Annotated in this window: 16 protein-coding genes and 1 pseudogene; 13 read left to right on the top strand and 4 right to left on the bottom strand. The window is 63.2% G+C overall.

Going from position 1 to position 16,178, the window contains the following annotated elements; translation table 11 throughout:
• Positions 1 to 7 precede the first annotated feature (7 nt).
• From NCG91_RS22690 to NCG91_RS22680, 3 genes are read left to right on the top strand one after another with little or no spacing between them, the layout of a single operon-like run.
• Positions 8 to 1,039, top strand: a complete 1,032-nt coding sequence (locus NCG91_RS22690; protein WP_099666258.1) for an ABC transporter ATP-binding protein — start codon at positions 8 to 10, stop codon at positions 1,037 to 1,039.
• Positions 1,040 to 1,058: 19 nt separating this feature from the next.
• On the top strand, positions 1,059 to 2,003 hold the full coding sequence (locus NCG91_RS22685; RefSeq protein ID WP_251351305.1) for a nucleoside hydrolase: 945 nt from the start codon (positions 1,059 to 1,061) through the stop codon (positions 2,001 to 2,003).
• A 28-nt stretch (positions 2,004 to 2,031) separates the two neighbouring features.
• Positions 2,032 to 3,102: an adenosine deaminase family protein gene (locus NCG91_RS22680; protein WP_251351304.1), complete on the top strand. Its 1,071-nt coding sequence runs from the start codon at positions 2,032 to 2,034 to the stop codon at positions 3,100 to 3,102.
• Between the two features lies 1 nt (position 3,103).
• Here the strand turns inward: NCG91_RS22680 and NCG91_RS22675 are convergent, their stop codons facing one another.
• The gene (locus NCG91_RS22675; protein WP_251351303.1) at positions 3,104 to 4,486 is read right to left on the bottom strand and encodes a short-chain fatty acyl-CoA regulator family protein; all 1,383 of its coding nucleotides are present in this window, start codon (positions 4,484 to 4,486) and stop codon (positions 3,104 to 3,106) included.
• A 158-nt stretch (positions 4,487 to 4,644) separates the two neighbouring features.
• On the opposite strand from NCG91_RS22675, the gene NCG91_RS22670 reads away from it, so the two are divergent.
• The 5 genes and pseudogenes from NCG91_RS22670 to mmsB form a co-directional block, all read left to right on the top strand.
• The gene (locus tag NCG91_RS22670) at positions 4,645 to 6,153 is read left to right on the top strand and encodes a CoA-acylating methylmalonate-semialdehyde dehydrogenase (protein WP_251351302.1); all 1,509 of its coding nucleotides are present in this window, start codon (positions 4,645 to 4,647) and stop codon (positions 6,151 to 6,153) included.
• A gap of 9 nt (positions 6,154 to 6,162) precedes the next feature.
• Entirely contained in the window at positions 6,163 to 7,323 is a 1,161-nt protein-coding gene (locus NCG91_RS22665; RefSeq protein WP_251351301.1) for an acyl-CoA dehydrogenase family protein, read from the top strand.
• Entirely contained in the window at positions 7,320 to 8,105 is a 786-nt protein-coding gene (locus tag NCG91_RS22660) for an enoyl-CoA hydratase (RefSeq protein WP_251351300.1), read from the top strand. The genes NCG91_RS22665 and NCG91_RS22660 overlap by 4 nt, the downstream gene beginning before the upstream one ends.
• Positions 8,098 to 9,240 carry an enoyl-CoA hydratase/isomerase family protein gene (locus NCG91_RS22655; RefSeq protein WP_251351299.1) on the top strand — a complete coding sequence of 381 codons (1,143 nt, stop codon included), beginning with the start codon at positions 8,098 to 8,100 and terminating at the stop codon, positions 9,238 to 9,240. The genes NCG91_RS22660 and NCG91_RS22655 overlap by 8 nt, the downstream gene beginning before the upstream one ends.
• Positions 9,241 to 9,257: 17 nt before the next feature.
• A pseudogene (gene mmsB / locus NCG91_RS22650) lies at positions 9,258 to 10,166 on the top strand (3-hydroxyisobutyrate dehydrogenase); the annotation flags it as partial.
• Positions 10,167 to 10,352: 186 nt separating this feature from the next.
• Here mmsB and NCG91_RS22645 read toward each other — a convergent pair.
• Complete coding sequence (locus tag NCG91_RS22645) at positions 10,353 to 10,967, bottom strand: hypothetical protein (protein WP_251351298.1); 615 nt, start codon at positions 10,965 to 10,967, stop codon at positions 10,353 to 10,355.
• A gap of 3 nt (positions 10,968 to 10,970) precedes the next feature.
• Entirely contained in the window at positions 10,971 to 11,570 is a 600-nt protein-coding gene (locus tag NCG91_RS22640) for a hypothetical protein (protein WP_251351297.1), read from the bottom strand.
• A gap of 245 nt (positions 11,571 to 11,815) precedes the next feature.
• On the opposite strand from NCG91_RS22640, the gene NCG91_RS22635 reads away from it, so the two are divergent.
• Complete coding sequence (locus NCG91_RS22635) at positions 11,816 to 12,541, top strand: HAD family hydrolase (RefSeq protein ID WP_251351296.1); 726 nt, start codon at positions 11,816 to 11,818, stop codon at positions 12,539 to 12,541.
• Between the two features lie 102 nt (positions 12,542 to 12,643).
• A complete protein-coding gene (gene hrcA, locus NCG91_RS22630) occupies positions 12,644 to 13,660 on the top strand; it encodes a heat-inducible transcriptional repressor HrcA (RefSeq protein WP_034745713.1) in 1,017 nt (338 codons plus the stop codon).
• A gap of 51 nt (positions 13,661 to 13,711) precedes the next feature.
• Here the strand turns inward: hrcA and fur are convergent, their stop codons facing one another.
• Positions 13,712 to 14,143, bottom strand: coding sequence for a ferric iron uptake transcriptional regulator (fur, locus tag NCG91_RS22625; protein WP_034778781.1), 432 nt, complete (start codon positions 14,141 to 14,143; stop codon positions 13,712 to 13,714).
• 196 nt (positions 14,144 to 14,339) lie between these two features.
• Here fur and NCG91_RS22620 point away from each other — a divergent pair, with 196 nt between their 5' ends.
• The 3 genes from NCG91_RS22620 to NCG91_RS22610 are packed head-to-tail and all read left to right on the top strand — an operon-like array spanning position 14,340 to position 16,133.
• A complete protein-coding gene (locus NCG91_RS22620; protein WP_099666269.1) occupies positions 14,340 to 14,969 on the top strand; it encodes an outer membrane protein assembly factor BamE in 630 nt (209 codons plus the stop codon).
• Positions 14,970 to 14,988: 19 nt separating this feature from the next.
• Positions 14,989 to 15,798 carry a 4-hydroxy-tetrahydrodipicolinate reductase gene (gene dapB, locus NCG91_RS22615; protein ID WP_251351295.1) on the top strand — a complete coding sequence of 270 codons (810 nt, stop codon included), beginning with the start codon at positions 14,989 to 14,991 and terminating at the stop codon, positions 15,796 to 15,798.
• 8 nt (positions 15,799 to 15,806) lie between these two features.
• Positions 15,807 to 16,133 carry a barstar family protein gene (locus NCG91_RS22610; RefSeq protein WP_251351294.1) on the top strand — a complete coding sequence of 109 codons (327 nt, stop codon included), beginning with the start codon at positions 15,807 to 15,809 and terminating at the stop codon, positions 16,131 to 16,133.
• The last annotated feature ends 45 nt before the right edge of the window (positions 16,134 to 16,178 follow it).

Genomic DNA, 16,178 nt, shown 5'->3' with positions numbered 1-16,178 from the left:
ACACACCATGAGTTATCTGGAACTGCACAAGCTGAACCTCGGCTACGCCAAGAACACGACGTCCGTGAAAGACCTGGACCTGCACGTCGAGCAGGGCGAGCTGATTTCCCTGCTGGGCCCCAGCGGCTGCGGCAAGACCACCACCATGCGCGCCATCGCCGGCCTGATGCCGCTGCAGTCGGGCCGCATCGTGCTCGACGGCCGCGAAATCGGCAAGCTGGCGCCGAACAAGCGCAATATCGGCATGGTCTTCCAGTCGTATGCGCTGTTCCCGCACTTGAATGTATACGACAACATCGCGTTCGGTTTGCGCTTGCGCAAGGTCGCGCCAGCTTTGCTGAAAACGAAGGTGGAAGCGGTGATCGCCGCCGTCGGCCTGACGGGTTTTGAAACGCGCCTGCCGGCGCAGATGTCCGGTGGCCAGCAGCAGCGCGTGGCGCTGGCGCGCGCCATCGTCGTCGAACCGGCCCTGCTGCTGCTCGACGAGCCGCTGTCGAACCTGGACGCCAAGCTGCGCGTGCAGATGCGCGCCGAACTGCGCCGCATCCAGCGCGAGCTGGGCATCACCATGCTGTATGTCACGCACGATCAGGAAGAAGCGCTGGCCCTGTCCGACCGCATCGTCGTCATGAATGGCGGGCGCATCGAGCAATTGGCCGCGCCGGAAGCCGTCTTCAATACACCGTCGACGCGCTTCGTGGCCAACTTCATGGGCTTCGAGAACCTGTTCGACTACCGCGACGGCGCGCTGCACCACGCAGGCGCCAGCCTGCCGTACACGTCGCCCGTCGCGGCCGGCACCACGGTGCTGGGCTGGCGTCCGGATAAGGTGCGCGTCTGCGCGCCCGACGACGCGGCGGGCCAGTATCCGGGTACCGTGCTGGCGCGTGGCTTCCTCGGCGACACCGTCGAATACCTGCTGCAAACGCCGCTGGGCCAGGTCAAGGGCATTTGCGCGGCCGGCGGCGCCGCCTGGCGCGAAGGCACGGCCGTCTCCTTCGTGCTGCCGTCCGACAGCGCCCTGTGGCTGGGCGCGTAATTTCTTAATGGAAAGCATCATGACCCAACCCTTGAAAAAGATCTGGCTCGATACCGATCCCGGTTTCGACGACTGGCTGACGATGTTGCTCTTGGGCAGCAATCCCGATATCGAGTGGCTGGGTGTGAGCGTGGTGGCGGGCAATGCGCCCGTCGACATCACCTACGACAACGCCTTGCGCATCAAGGCCCATGATGGCTTGACGGTGCCGATCTACCGCGGCTGCGAAGAGCCGCTGGCCGGCGTCATCGAAACGGCGCAGCGCATCCTCGGCGACAGCGGCATGCCGACGACGGGCGAGATCCTGCCGCCCGGCGCCGCCACGGATGCTGCCGGCCACGCCGTCGACGCGCTGATCGCCGCCGTGCGCAAGTATCCTGGCCAGATCACCATCATGGCGATTGCGCCGATGACGAACCTGGCCACGGCCTTGAGCCGCGCGCCCGACATCGCGGAAAAAATCGTCGAAATTATCCTGATGGGCGGCTCGACCGACCAGGGCAACCACACGGCGGCGGCGGAATTCAATATCTATGCGGATCCGGAAGCGGCCGCCCAGGTCTTCCAGGCCGGCATCCCGCTGCGCATGTTCGGCTTGAACCTGTGCCGCCAGTTGCTGGTGACAAACGTGGAAGTGGAGCAGCTGCGCGCCATCGGCACGCCGCGCGCGCAGCGTCTGGCCGGCTACCTGGAAGCGTATGTGCGCATCCGTAGTGCCGACGGTTCCGTGCCCATGCCCATGTACGACCCCGTGGTGGCCCTGTACCTGGAAGCGCCGCAGCTGTTCCAGTTCCAGAGCGCCCACGTGGCCATCGAATTGACGGGCGAACTGACGCGCGGCATGACGGTGTGCGAATTCCGCGTGCCGCGCCGCGCACCCATCAACACGCAAGTGGCGATGCTGGCCGACGGCCCGGCCGCCATCGAGCGCTTGATGCGCCGCCTGGCCGCCATTCTCGTCTGACCCTTTTTCCACTAACGAAGCGAGCTTCATGAGTCATCCTGCCGACACCCTGCCTGCCCTGAGCATCGAACAGTTTTTACGCGCCATGCCGAAAGTGGAGCTGCATTGCCACCTGTTCGGCACGGTGCGGCAAGCCACTTTCCGTGCGCTGGCCGCCAAGACGGGCAATGTCGTCACTCCCGAGGAAATCGACGCGTTTTACACGCGCGGCGACAAGCCCGTCGGCGTGCTGCGCGTGCTGCGCGCGCTCGACGCGCACCTGATCGTCTCGCCGACGGACCTGTATTGCCTCGCCTACGAATACCTGGAAGACGTGCATGGCCACGGCGTGCGCTACGCGGAATTCTTTTGGAACCCCACCGGCACCGTGCGCGTGTCGGGCATCCGCTATGACGCGGCGCAAGACGCCATCGTGGCCGCCATCCGCGACGCGCAGCGCGATTTCGGCGTGATCGGCCGTCTGATCCCCAGCATCGACCGCGAAGCGAGTCCCGCCGAAGCCGTGCAGATGGTGGAATGGATGAAGGCTTACCGCGCGCCGGAAGTCATCGGCATCGGCATCGATTACCGCGAAAACGACCGCCCGCCAGAACTCTTCATCGAAGCCTACCGCGCCGCGCGCGAGGCCGGCTTCAAGTGCACGGCGCACGCGGGCGAATTCGGCATGCCGTGGATGAACGTGGAGACGGCCATCGAGCAGTTGCAGGTGGACCGGGTCGACCATGGCTACACGATTGTTGATAATCCTCAATTGGCGCAGCGCTGCGTGGAGCGCGGCCTCGTATTTACGGTCGTGCCGACCAATTCCTACTATCTGCGCACCCTGGCGCCCGAGCGCTGGGCATTGGACCACCCGATCCGCGCCATGGCCAAGCTGGGCCTGAAACTGCATCCGAACACGGACGACCCGACCCTGCACCACGTGACGCCGACGGGTGCCTGGATGATGATGCGCGAATTCGGTTTCGGCCTCGATGACATGCGCGGCTTCATGCTCAATGGCCTGGACGCGGCCTGGATAGCCGAATCCACGCGGCGCGACTGGCGCGCGCAATTTGCGCGCGAGTTCGACGCGCTGCGCGCCCGGGTCGTCGAGTAAGTCAGGCGGACGGTGGCGGCGGTGCCAGCAGCGATGGAAACGCCCGCTGCGGGCAGCTTTGGCGCTCGCACACCTTGCAGCCCGTGCCGATGGGCGTGGCGCTGGTGGGGTCGTGCAAATCGAGTCCCTTCGAATAGATCAGCCGGTGCGCCTGCGAGATATCGCAGCCCAGCGCCACGGCAAAGGTCTTGCCCGGCGCCCGGAAGCCCGGCGACGCCGTGCTGACCTGGCGCGCGATCCACAGATAGGTGCAGCCGTCGGGCATGCTGGCCACCTGCGTCAGTACCTGTCCCGGATGGCTGAAGGCGTCGTAGACGATCCACAGCGGACACGTGCCGCCCACCCTGGAAAAATGGAAGTCCGTGGCCGACTGGCGCTTCGAGACATTGCCGGCGCGGTCGACGCGCACGAAGAAAAACGGCAGTCCCGCCGCCTCGGGACGCTGCATGGTGCTCAGGCGGTGGCATACGGCTTCGAAACCCACGCCGAACTGGTGCGCCAGCCGCTCGATATCGTAGGCGCGCGTTTCCGCCGCCTGCAGGAAGCGCTGGTAAGGCATCAGCAGGGCGCCGGCGAAATAATTGGAAAAGGCCAGGCGCGCGCTCGTTTGCGCGGCCGCGCCGGAGAATCCCGCCGTCAGCACGAGGGCGTCGATCAGCTCGCTGTGCTCGAGCAGGCTGATCTGCGCCGCCATCTGGAAGGCGCGCTGGCCGCCCGTCAGGGTGTCGGGCAGCCACAATATGTGTTGCTGGGCATCATAGCGGTGCTTGCGCACCATGCCCGCGTCGCCATCGGACAGTTGCACCCGGATGCCGTGGCGCTCCAGCAAGCGGCCTTGCAGCGCGTCGAGCGTGCGCAGGGATGGATCGAGTTCGCCCGCCACGCTTTCCGCCGCCCGGTCCAGTTCATCGATGTAATTTTGCCGCCGGTTCAGGTATTCGCGCACTTCCTCGTCCGTGGACGGCGCCGCCGAACTGGCGCCGCGGCTGCCATCGTCGAGGCGCGCGGCCAGCGTGTCGGCCCGCTCCGCCATCACCCGGTAGCGCCGCTGCAGCAGCAAAATCGAGCGGGCCAGTTCCGGCATGTTTTCCACCAGCATTTTGAGTTCCGCCATCGAGGTGGGCGGCGCGTCGGGCAATTCGCCGAACACGTCGCGCACGTCGGCCACCAGGCTGGCGCTGTCGTGTTCGGAAAAGATTTGCGGATCGACCCCCAGCACGCTGCCGATGCGCAGCAAAATGGGCACCGTCAGCGGGCGCTGGTTGCGCTCCATCTGATTCAGGTAGCTGGGTGAAATGCCCAGGGACTTGGCCAGCGCCACCTGCGTCATGCGCCGTTCCTCGCGCAGGCGCTGCAGGCGCACGCCCATGAAAACCTTCGCCATCGCGCTTCTCCTTCCCCGGTTTGTGGAGTCTGCAAATTTACAATCTTTGCAGATTAACAGATTCATCTTTGCATTATCTCGCATTTTCACGCCTTGTTTGCGGCCCGTATTGTGCGAATAATGCAAACAGACCTATACCCCCAATGAGGAGACACCGAGTGACCACGCAAACTTCCATCCCTACCGTTCCACTGCTGATCAACGGCGAGTGGGTTGAATCGACCACCACCGTCTGGCGCGACGTCGTCAACCCTGCCACGCAGGAAGTCCTGGCCCGTGTGCCGTTCGCCACGCCGGAGGAAGTCAATGCCGCCATCGCCTCGGCCCAGCGCGCCTTCAAGACCTGGCGCAAGACGCCGATCGGCGCCCGTGCCCGCATCTTCCTCAAATTGCAGCAATTGATCCGTGAAAACATGGCCGATCTGGCCGCCACCCTGACGATGGAACAGGGCAAGACCCTGCTCGACGCGGAAGGCGACGTCTTCCGCGGCCTGGAAGTGGTGGAACATGCCGCCAATATCGGCACCCTGCAAATGGGTGAATACGCGCAAAACGTGGCCGGCGGCGTCGATACCTACAGCGTGATGCAGCCGCTGGGCGTGTGCGCGGGCATTACCCCGTTCAATTTCCCCGCCATGATCCCCCTGTGGATGTTCCCGATGGCAATTGCCTGCGGCAATACTTTCGTGCTGAAACCGTCGGAGCAAGACCCGCTGGTGACGGAAAAACTCGTGCGCCTGGCCTTGCAGGCGGGCATCCCGGCCGGCGTGCTGAACGTGATTCATGGCGGCGAAGACGTGGTCAACGCCCTGTGCGACCATCCGGACATCAAGGCGATTTCGTTCGTGGGTTCGAGCAAGGTGGGCACGCATGTGTACCAGCGCGCCAGCCTGAACGGCAAGCGCGCGCAATGCATGATGGGCGCCAAGAACCACGCCGTCGTCTTGCCTGACGCAAACAAGGAACAGACCCTGAACCAGTTGCTGGGCGCGGGCTTCGGCGCGGCCGGCCAGCGCTGCATGGCCGCGTCCGTCGCCGTGCTGGTGGGCGAAGCGCGCGACTGGCTGCCGGAACTGGCGGCCAAGGCGCAAACCCTGACCGTGGGCGCGGGCAAGGACAATCCGGACCTGGGCCCTGTCATTTCCTGCGCAGCCAAGGATCGCGTCCACAGCCTGGTCGCCAAGGGCATCGAGCAGGGCGCCGTGCTGACCCTGGACGGCCGCGACGTGAAGGTCGATGGCTATCCGAACGGCAACTTCGTCGGACCGACGATTCTGTCCGGCGTGAAACCCGGCATGGTCGTATATGACCAGGAAATCTTTGGCCCCGTCCTGATCGTCGTCGAAGTCGATACCCTGGATGAAGCGATTGCCCTGGTGAACGCAAATCCGAATGGCAACGGCACGGCCCTGTTTACGCAAAGCGGCGCGGCCGCGCGTTATTTCCAAGAAGAAATCGACGTGGGCCAGGTGGGCATCAACGTGCCCATCCCCGTGCCCGTTCCCCTGTTCAGCTTTACGGGGTCGCGCGGCTCGAAACTGGGCGACCTGGGCCCGTTCGGCAAGCAGGTCGTGCTGTTCTACACGCAGACGCAGACGATCACCCAGCGCTGGTTCACGGACGCGGCCTCGGTGGGCAAGGTCAACACCACCATCAGCCTCAAATAAGGAGCTAGCATGGACTTTGAACTGAGCGACGAGCAGCGCGAGTTCCAGCAGGCGGCGCGCGCGTTTGCCGAAGGCGAACTGGCGCCGCACGCGGCGCATTGGGATGCGGAATCGATTTTCCCGGTGGAAACCATCGCCAAGGCGGGCGAGATGGGCTTTTGCGGCCTGTACACGCCGCAGCGCTGGGGCGGCCTGGGCCTGTCGCGCCAGGATGCGGCCATCGTCTTCGAGGAGCTGGCCGGCGGCTGCACCTCGACCACGGCCTACATCACGATCCACAACATGGCCACCTGGATGCTGTCGCGCTGGGGGCAGGAAGCCCTGTGCGACGAGTGGGTGCCGGCCCTGGCGGCCGGCCAGAAGCTGGCCAGCTATTGCCTGACGGAACCGCAATCGGGCTCCGACGCGGCCTCCCTGCGCACCAAGGCAGTGAAGGAGGGCGATTTTTATGTGCTCGACGGCACGAAGGCCTTCATTTCCGGCGCGGGCCAGACGGACATGCTGATCGTCATGGCGCGCACGGGCGGCGAGGGCGCGGCCGGCATTTCCGCGTTTGCCGTGCCGGCGAACCTGCCCGGCATCGTGTATGGCAAGAAAGAAGAAAAGATGGGCTGGAACAGCCAGCCCACGCGCATCATCAGCTTCGACCAGGTGAAAGTGCCTGTTGGCAACTTGCTGGGCGCGGAAGGCGAAGGCTTTGCCATCGCCATGAAGGGCATCGATGGCGGACGTATCAATATCGCCGTGTGCTCGGTGGGCACGGCGCAGGCGGCCCTGACGCGGGCGCAGGCGTACATGAAGGAGCGCACGCAGTTCGGCCGCGAGCTGGCCCAGTTCCAGGCCCTGCAATTCAAGCTGGCCGACATGCTGACGGAGCTGGTGGCGGCGCGCCAGATGGTGCGCCTGGCGGCCTGGAAACTGGACCAGGAAAGCCCGGACGCCACGGCATATTGCGCTATGGCAAAACGTTTCGCCACGGATGTAGGTTTCAATGTGGCCAACGATGCGCTGCAATTGCATGGCGGCTACGGCTACATCCGCGAGTATCCGCTCGAGCGCCACGTGCGCGACACGCGGGTGCACCAGATCCTGGAAGGGACGAATGAAATCATGCGCCTGATCGTCGCGCGAGCGATTTTGAAAGACGGCGCTACGGAGACCTTACGATGACCAAAGTGTATACCAATCTGCTGCTGGAACGCCGTGGCCATACGGCCCTGGTGACCCTCGACAACCCGCCCGCCCACACGTGGACCCTGGCCAGCCTGAACGCGCTGAGGGACCTGGTGGCCGACCTGAATCTTGATCCGGACGTGTATGCGCTGGTGATCACGGGCGGCGGCGCCAAGTTCTTTTCGGCCGGCGCCGATTTGAAAGTGTTTGCCGACGGCAACAAGGACACGGCGTTCGCCATGGCCGCCGCGTTTGGCGAGGCGTTCGAGGCGCTGTCCGCGTTTCGCGGCGTCAGCATCGCCGCCATCAATGGCTACGCCATGGGCGGCGGCCTGGAATGCGCGCTGGCGTGCGATATCCGCATTGCCGAGGAACATGCGCAGATGGCCCTGCCTGAAGCGTCCGTCGGCTTGCTGCCGTGCGCGGGCGGCACGCAGCATTTGCCGTGGCTGGTGGGCGAAGGCTGGGCCAAGCGCATGATTCTGTGCGGCGAGCGGGTCGATGCGGCCAAGGCCCTGGCCATCGGCCTCGTCGAGGAAGTCGTGCCAACCGGCAAGGCTGCCGCCACGGCGCTGGCGCTGGCCGCCAAGGTGGCCCGCCAAAGCCCCAGCAGCGTGACGGCGTGCAAGACCCTGATCCAGGGCGCGCGCAGCCATCCGCTGGTCGCGTCCCTGCCCGATGAACGCACCCTGTTCCTCGGCCTGTTCGATACGCAAGACCAGAAAGAAGGCGTGCAAGCGTTCCTGGAAAAACGTCCGGCGGAGTGGAAGAATGGCTGAAAATACTGTGGCTGAAACCTTGGTTGAGACCGTCAAGATAGAAGAGCGGGAATGTCCCGGCGGCATGAAGCTGGGCGTCATCACCCTCGATGCGCCAAAGTCCTTGCACGCGCTGACCCTGGACATGATACGCGCCATCGATGGCGCCCTCGTGCGCTGGGCCGGTGACGAGGCCATCGCCTGCGTGGTGCTGCAATCGTCGACCGACAAGGCCTTCTGCGCGGGCGGCGACGTGCGCAGCCTGCGTTCGGCCGTCGTCGAGCAAGCGGGTGTCGTGCCGAACCCGCAGGCGCTGGCCTTTTTTGCCGAGGAATACCGGCTCGACCACCGCATCCACACGTATGCGAAACCGCTGCTGGTGTGGGGCGGCGGCATCGTCATGGGCGGCGGCCTGGGGCTGATGGCGGGCGCCAGCCACCGCGTCGTGACGGAAGGCACGCGCATCGCCATGCCGGAAATCACGATCGGCTTGTTCCCGGACGTGGGCGGCAGCTGGTTCCTGGGCCGCATGCCGGGTCGCAGCGGCCTGTTCCTGGGGCTGACGGGCGCGCCGATGAACGCGGCTGACGCCTTGTTTGCGGGCCTGGGCGACTATTTCCTGCGCCAGGAAGAGCGGAACATGGTGCTGGACGCGCTGGCGCTGGCGCAATGGCAAGCCAGCCCGCAGGCGAACAGCGAGCAGCTGGACCGCCTGCTGCGCGGCTTCTCGGCTCCCGCGTCCTTGCTGCCCGTGTCCGAAGTGCGCGCCAACTTCGACGCCATCGCCGCGCTGACGCAAGCGCCCACCTTGCCCGAAGTGGTGGCCGCCATCGCCGCGTATGACGGCGATTCGGCCTGGCTGCAAAAGGCGGCCCACTCGCTGCACAAGGGCGCGCCCAGTTCCGCCGCTCTGGTCTGGGCCATGCGCGAACGCACGCGCCATATGAGTTTGGCGCAAGTGTTCCAGCTGGAATTGATCGTTGCCGTGCAGTGCTGCGCCCATGCGGACTTCAGCGAAGGCGTGCGCGCCTTGCTGATCGACAAGGACAACGCGCCGCAGTGGCAGCCGGCCAGCCTGGCCGACGTCGGCGACGCGTATCTCAATGGATATTTCACGGCGCCGTGGGATAGCCATCCTTTGCGCGACCTACATTAAAAGAACAACAGGAGACTTTAAAAATGCAACATATCGCTTTCATCGGCTTGGGCAACATGGGCGCGCCGATGGCCCGCAACCTGGTGGCCGCCGGCTTCCACGTATCCGTATTCGACCTGACGCCGGCGGCCGTGGCGTCGCTCGTCGAGGCGGGCGCCACGGCGGCAGCGTCCGCCAGCGCGGCCGTGCAGACGGCTGACGCCGTCATCACCATGTTGCCAGCCAACAAGCACGTGCAGGAGCTGTACCTGGCGGCGGGCGGCGTGCTGGACTCGGCCAAGCCGGGCGCCCTGTTCATCGATTGCAGCACCATCGCCGCCGATGTGGCGCGGCAAGTGGCGCAGGCGGCCAGCGAGCGGGGCTTTACCATGATCGATGCGCCCGTCTCGGGCGGCACGGCGGGCGCGGCGGCCGGCACCCTGACCTTTATCGTCGGCGGCAGCGAAGCAGGCTTGCAGCAGGCGCGTCCCTTGCTGGAAAAGATGGGCAAGAACATCTTCCATGCGGGCGAGGCGGGCGCGGGCCAGGTGGCGAAGATTTGTAACAACATGCTGCTAGGCATCTTGATGGCCGGGACGGCCGAAGCGCTGAACCTGGGCGTGGCGCATGGCCTGGACCCGAAAGTGTTGTCCGACATCATGGCCAAGAGTTCGGGCCGCAACTGGACTCTGGAAGTGTACAACCCGTGGCCAGGCGTCATGGACGGTACGCCCGCGTCGCGCAATTACACGGGCGGCTTTGGCACGGCGCTGATGCTGAAAGACCTGGGCCTGGCGCAGCAATCGGCCCTGTCGGCGAACGCGCCCACGCCCTTGGGCGGCCTGGTGCGGCAGATGTACCAGATGCATGCACAAGCCGGGTATGCGCAGCAGGATTTCTCCAGCATCGTGCAGATGTTGCAGCCGGGCTTGAATAAACCCGCGTGAGAAATTCTGGGCAAAAAAAAGCCCGCTGGTAAAAGCGGGCTAAATCCAATTCTTGGAAGAGTTGGAGGAGACAGATGCATTATGCTGCATCGCCACATATAACTCCAATTTATCTTTGGAATATCAACTATAGATTTCCATGATATCTCTTCCCGGTAGCCGCCTGGCGGCTACCGTTGCCGCAACTCAGACGGGTTTGCAGGCGATCTTCACCGCCGTTACATTCCCTTCGCCCATGGTGCCTTTTTCGGTACCTGGGGCCAGGTCGCACTGCAGACCCTTCGGCTGAACGGAGACGCTGACGGCGTAGGTGTCGCCATAGTCGACAGGGCCGGCCATGGTAAACGTCGTGGTGTCCTTGGCCACTGTTGTTATTGTACTACCGTTAATCAGCACCAGGCCATCCACGGTCAGGCCGGAAATCGTGCCGCCCACGGTATATTTGTTTTGCAAGCAAGTAACAGCGGCGCTGATATTGATGTAATGACCAGCCGAGCCGGAACCGCCGCTGATGCTGCAAGTCATGTGGGCCGGTTGTTTGTTGAAGGTGATGTTGTAGTCGGTGCCATAGTCGATGCGCTTGATAAAAGTGAACGACGTTTTGCCCGCAGGAACCGGGAGGGTGTCGCTGCCATTTGCCAGGATCAGCCCTTCATTGGTCAAGCCAAAGATCGTTCCGCCGACCTCATACGAGGCCTTGCCGCCGCAAGCGGCCAGTCCCAGGGTCAGCAGCAGCGCGGCGAGTGGGCGCAAGCAGGATAACTTCATGTATTTCTCCAAAAAATAGGTGACGGATCGCAAGGATTACTGCGGCGTGCAGTCAAGTGTGGCCGCGGTCGTGGCGGCAGAGCCCATCGTGCCGACCGTATCGCTGGCGTCGGTACTCTTTGAACCCTGGAAGCGGCACGTCAGGCCCGTTGGCTGAGCCAGTATGGAAATACCGTACGGGGCGCCGTCAGCTACCGAAGTGAATGTGTAGGCGGTGGCGCCAGCCGACAGGGTGATGCCTTTGGGGCCCATCACCAGGCGCAAGCCATCGGCGGTCAGGCCTGTGATCGTGCCATTCAGCGGGTAGCTGTTGGTTGTGCAGCTCACCAAGGCCGTGTTCACGGAATAGCTCGATGCCTTGCCGGCGCCATTGGCGATGGTGCAAACGGCGCCCTTGGGCTGTTCCGCGATGGTAATATTGTAGCGGTCATCGTTCTTGACCAGCTTGGTGAAGACGACGGTGCCCTGGCCCACAGGAACCGGCAAGCGTTCCCCGTCATTCAGGAGAATCAGGCCATCCTTGGCCAGGCCGCTGACTGAGACTTGCAGATACAGGTTGCCGCCGCTGCCGCCGCAGGCTGCCAGGGTGACGGCGCAAGCCGCCGCCAGCATCGAGCGCAGGTACAAATTTTTCATACATTCTCCAAAACGAATTAAGTTGGGTAGCGCAACGCGGACGCTGGCGCCGCATTGGAATGGCGCCTATTTTAGTCTATCTGGCAAGCTGGATGACCTTGCCTTGTATCACCCTGTAACAATTTTTCGCCGGGAAGCGCTGGCCCGGCCCCATTTCACGGGGGCGCAGCCATGCCGGCGGCGTCGATCGGTGCGACAATAGACGCATCCTGCGCAGCGTGACGCAGCATCCCATTGTGAGTCCCATGTCCCTTGCCCCCGTAAAACCCGCCGTGCCGCCCAAGGCCATCCTGTTCGACCTCGACGATACCTTGTGGCCCATCGCGCCCGTGATCGCCGCCGCGGAAACCCTGCTGCACGACTGGCTGGCCACGCATGCGCCCAAGGTGGCGCGGCAGTTTTCCATCGAGGTGCTGCGCCAGCACCGCCTGGCCATGCTCAAGGAACAACCGCATTTCCATGGCAACCTGATCGAGTTGCGCCGCGCGGGCTTGCTGGCCGCCTTCGAGGCTGCCGGCGAGGATCCCGCCCTGGTCGACGGCGCCATCCTGCAATTCCTGGCCGCGCGCAACCGCGTCCAGCCGTATGACGACGTCTTGCCGGGCCTGGCCTGGATGCGCCAGCGCATGCTGGTCGGTTCGATCTCGAATGGCAATGCGGACCTTGACATTATCGGCCTGGCGCAGCATTTCAAGGTATCGATCGCCGCCAGCGATTTTGGCGTGGCCAAGCCCGACGCCAGCATCTTCCTGGCAGCTTGCGCCGCGCTGGACGTCGCGCCCCATGAAGCCGTGTATGTCGGCGACGACCTGTATTTCGACGTGACGGGAGCGCAGGGGGCGGGCATGCGCGCCGTCTGGATGAACCGCAAGGGCAGCGATGCGCACCTGGCGGCCGGCGTGCAGCCCGACGCCATCTGCGCCAACTTTGATGAATTGTTGCTGTGGCTGCAAGGGCAACTGGAAGATTGATCGCCGCAGGCCGGGCGAACGTGCATAATAGGCGCTGTTGACGCACGTTCGGCCGCTTTCGTTGCCGCTTGCTTAACAAAATACTTGCCTAAATAAAACACCATGCAACTCGATACACGTGCCCAAACACTGCTGAAAGCCCTGGTCGAGCGATATATCGCCGACGGCCTGCCGGTCGGTTCGCGCGCCTTGTCGAAAATTTCCGGCCTGGACCTGTCGCCGGCCACGATCCGCAACATCATGGCCGACCTGGAAGAGCTCGGTTATGTGTCCAGTCCGCACACCTCGGCCGGACGCATCCCCACGCCGCGCGGCTACCGCATCTTTGTCGACACCTTGCTGACCGTGCGGCACCTGGACGAGCACCTGGTGGAATCGCGCATGCGCCTGCAGACGCCGCAACCGCAAAAAACCATCGCCAACGCGGCGCAGATGCTGTCGTCGCTGTCGCAGTTTGCCGGCGTCGTGCTCAGTCCGCGCCGCGAATCCGTGTTCCAGCAAATCGAATTCCTGCGCCTGTCGGAAAAACGCATCCTGCTCGTCATCGTTGCGCCCGGCGGCGACGTGCAGAACCGTTTATTGCTGACGGAGGCCGACTATACGCCGGCGCAACTGGTGCAATCGGCCAATTACATCAATCAGAATTATGGCGGCCTGTCCTTCGATGCCGTGCGCGTGCGCCTGCAGGGCGAATTGCGCCAGTTGCGCGACGATATGGGCAGTTTGATGCAGGCGGCCGTGGAAGCGGGCAGCGAAGCGATGGCCGACCATAGCGACGACATGGTGATTTCCGGCGAGCGCAACTTGCTCAGCGTGAGCGATCTGTCGTCGAACATGCATTCGCTGCGCCAGATGTTCGACATGTTCGAGCAAAAAACGGGCTTGATGCAGCTGCTCGACGTGTCGAGCAAGGCGACGGGCGTGCAGATTTTTATCGGCGGCGAATCGAACCTGGTGCCGATGGATGAGATGAGCGTGGTGACGGCGCCGTATGAAGTCAACGGCAAGATCGTGGGAACGTTGGGAGTGATCGGGCCGACGCGCATGGCTTACGAGCGCGTCATCCCGATCGTCGATATCACGGCCAAGCTGCTGTCAAGCGCACTGAGCCATCATTGATCGTACTGCCTGGCGCGCCGGCCGTTCCCTTGCGGAAACGGCCGGCTTGGGTCAGGCTGTTTTGTGCGGGCAAGCCGTCTTGATGCAGTTGCCGTAGATGGCCAAAGCGTGTTCGGCGATCTTGAAGCCGCGTTCTTCGGCCACTTTTTGCTGGCGTACTTCGATGTCTTCGTCGAAGAATTCTTCGACCCGGCCACAGTCGAGGCACACCAGGTGGTCATGGTGGGAGCCTTCGTTGAGCTCGAAAATCGCCTTGCCGGTTTCAAAATGGTTGCGATTGAGCAAGCCGGCCTGTTCGAATTGCGTGAGGACGCGGTAGACAGTTGCCAAACCGACATCCATATTGTCGGCCAGCAGAATCTTGTAGACGTCTTCCGCGGTCAGGTGGCGTACCGGGCTACTCTGGAAGATATCGAGTATCTTCAGCCGTGGCAGGGTGGCTTTCAGGCCGCTTGCCTTGAGATCACTAGGATTGTTACTCATGTTTGTTGCTCGTATGTGGGTCAGGTGCTTTATCATATAGCGTTTTGTCGGGGAGTGCCAAAATATGCTTTTTTTTGGCGGGCCGGTCACTCCTGGCGTTTTGTTCATCCAATTGAGGTCATTTATGCGCGTAACACCGGCTGTATTGCCATCTCTCTGGCACCGTATTCCATTTCGAGCACCAGTCTTGGCAGGCATGGTCTGTGTCGCGCTGGCCATGTCCGGCTGCGCCAACCGTGGCATCCTGGGCGAAAAGCCGGCAGCTGCTCAAAAAGAAGGCAAGGAACTGGTTCCCGAACAGGGCGCACAAACGACCACCATTACGCCGCTGCAAAAATTCATGTGGTTTTTCTCGCCCTACCGTCCTGACATTCAACAAGGCAACTTTGTCTCCGAAGAGATGCTGGCCCAGTTGAAAGTGGGCATGACGCGCGACCAGGTGCGTTTCGTCCTCGGCACCTCGCTGCTGACCGATATCTTCCATGCCGACCGCTGGGATTATCCATTCCGCCTGGCACGGGGCAGTGGCGAAACCACCAGCAGCCGCGTGGTCGTGTACTTCGGCAAGGATGGCAAGGTTGAACGTTTCGAAGGCGGTAACTTGCCGACGGAGAAAGAATACATCGACCGCATCGCCGGCCCGTCGCCGTTCGCCAAGGTCGCCAAGGCCGATGCGCCAGCCGCCGCCGTGCCGTCGCCCGTGGCGCCGAGCGCCGTGCCCGTGCCGGCCGATGCCGCCCCTGCCATTCCTGTGAGCAAGCCGGAAGTGACGCCTGCACCTGCCGCCGAGCCTGCACCTGCACCTGCTGCCGAACCCACCAAATAAGTTGCTGTAAGAGAATAAAATGACTGAACTGAAAATTGCCATCGCTGGCGCCAGCGGCCGCATGGGCCATATCCTGATCGAAGCGGTCAGCAATGCGCCCGACGCCGTGCTGGCCGGCGCGCTCGACCGTGCCAGTTCGCCGTCGATCGGACAGGATGCGGCCGCCTTCCTCGGCAAGCCTGCCGGCGTGTTGACGCAGTCCGACCTGGCGAAGGGCCTGGCGAACGCCGACTTCCTGATCGATTTCACGCGTCCGGAAGGCACTTTGCAGCACCTGGCGTATTGCGCCGAGCACGGCATCAAGATGATCATCGGCACCACCGGTTTCGATGACGCTGGCAAGGCCGCCATTGCCGCCGCCGCCGAAAAGACGGCCATCATGTTCGCGCCGAACATGAGCGTGGGCGTGAATGTCACCATGAAATTGCTGGAACTGGCCGCGAAAAGCCTGTCCGAAGGCTACGACATTGAAATTATCGAAGCCCATCACCGCTTCAAGGTCGATGCGCCGTCGGGCACGGCCCTGCAAATGGGTGAAGTGGTGGCCGGTGCCCTGGGGCGCGACTTGAAGGAATGCGCCGTGTACGGCCGCGAAGGCGTGACGGGCGAACGCGACCCGTCGACCATCGGCTTTGCCACCATCCGCGGCGGCGATATCGTGGGCGACCATACGGTGTTGTTTGCCGGTATCGGCGAGCGCATCGAGATCAGCCACAAGTCGAGCAGCCGCGTCACTTACGCCCACGGCGCCCTGCGCGCCGCGCGTTTCCTGGCCGACAAGCCCACCGGCCTGTTCGACATGCAGGATGTGCTGTCGCTGAAGAACTGAGGAAGACCATGGCCACTGCCATCCTGAATGGAAAAGACATCACCGACGCAGCGAGCTTCCACACGCAATGCGTGCAAGCCTTCGGTTTCCCCGAGTTTTACGGCAACAGCATGGATGCCTGGGTCGATTGCCTCAGCTATCTGCGCGATGACGAAAACATGACGCAGTTCCGTTTGAAGCCGAACGAAGTGCTCGACATCGTCGTGCAGGACGCCGAAAGCATGAAGGCGCAAGTGCCTGATTTACTGGAAGAAATCACGTTCTGTATCGCCGGCATCAACGAGCGCTATGAAGATTACGGTGAAAAGCCGGCGTTGAAACTGGTGCTGAAATAAGGCTGAATCGATAAAAAACGCCGGACAGTGTTGCCACTGCCCGGC

Origin of the sequence: Janthinobacterium kumbetense (assembly GCF_023703445.1) — a bacterium.
Taxonomy (GTDB): domain Bacteria; phylum Pseudomonadota; class Gammaproteobacteria; order Burkholderiales; family Burkholderiaceae_D; genus Janthinobacterium; species Janthinobacterium kumbetense.
Note: the sequence above shows the minus strand (reverse complement) of the source record. Positions and strands in the feature narration are given on the sequence as shown.

Bases quoted from the DNA above. Each gene is read 5' to 3' on its own strand.
- NCG91_RS22690 (WP_099666258.1), top strand. From the start codon at position 8: ATGAGTTATCTGGAACTGCACAAGCTGAACCTCGGCTACGCCAAGAAC.
- NCG91_RS22685 (WP_251351305.1), top strand. From the start codon at position 1,059: ATGACCCAACCCTTGAAAAAGATCTGGCTCGATACCGATCCCGGTTTC.
- NCG91_RS22680 (WP_251351304.1), top strand. From the start codon at position 2,032: ATGAGTCATCCTGCCGACACCCTGCCTGCCCTGAGCATCGAACAGTTT.
- NCG91_RS22675 (WP_251351303.1), bottom strand. From the start codon at position 4,486: ATGGCGAAGGTTTTCATGGGCGTGCGCCTGCAGCGCCTGCGCGAGGAA.
- NCG91_RS22665 (WP_251351301.1), top strand. From the start codon at position 6,163: ATGGACTTTGAACTGAGCGACGAGCAGCGCGAGTTCCAGCAGGCGGCG.
- NCG91_RS22660 (WP_251351300.1), top strand. From the start codon at position 7,320: ATGACCAAAGTGTATACCAATCTGCTGCTGGAACGCCGTGGCCATACG.
- NCG91_RS22655 (WP_251351299.1), top strand. From the start codon at position 8,098: ATGGCTGAAAATACTGTGGCTGAAACCTTGGTTGAGACCGTCAAGATA.
- NCG91_RS22640 (WP_251351297.1), bottom strand. From the start codon at position 11,570: ATGAAAAATTTGTACCTGCGCTCGATGCTGGCGGCGGCTTGCGCCGTC.
- NCG91_RS22635 (WP_251351296.1), top strand. From the start codon at position 11,816: ATGTCCCTTGCCCCCGTAAAACCCGCCGTGCCGCCCAAGGCCATCCTG.
- hrcA (WP_034745713.1), top strand. From the start codon at position 12,644: ATGCAACTCGATACACGTGCCCAAACACTGCTGAAAGCCCTGGTCGAG.
- fur (WP_034778781.1), bottom strand. From the start codon at position 14,143: ATGAGTAACAATCCTAGTGATCTCAAGGCAAGCGGCCTGAAAGCCACC.
- NCG91_RS22620 (WP_099666269.1), top strand. From the start codon at position 14,340: ATGGTCTGTGTCGCGCTGGCCATGTCCGGCTGCGCCAACCGTGGCATC.
- dapB (WP_251351295.1), top strand. From the start codon at position 14,989: ATGACTGAACTGAAAATTGCCATCGCTGGCGCCAGCGGCCGCATGGGC.
- NCG91_RS22610 (WP_251351294.1), top strand. From the start codon at position 15,807: ATGGCCACTGCCATCCTGAATGGAAAAGACATCACCGACGCAGCGAGC.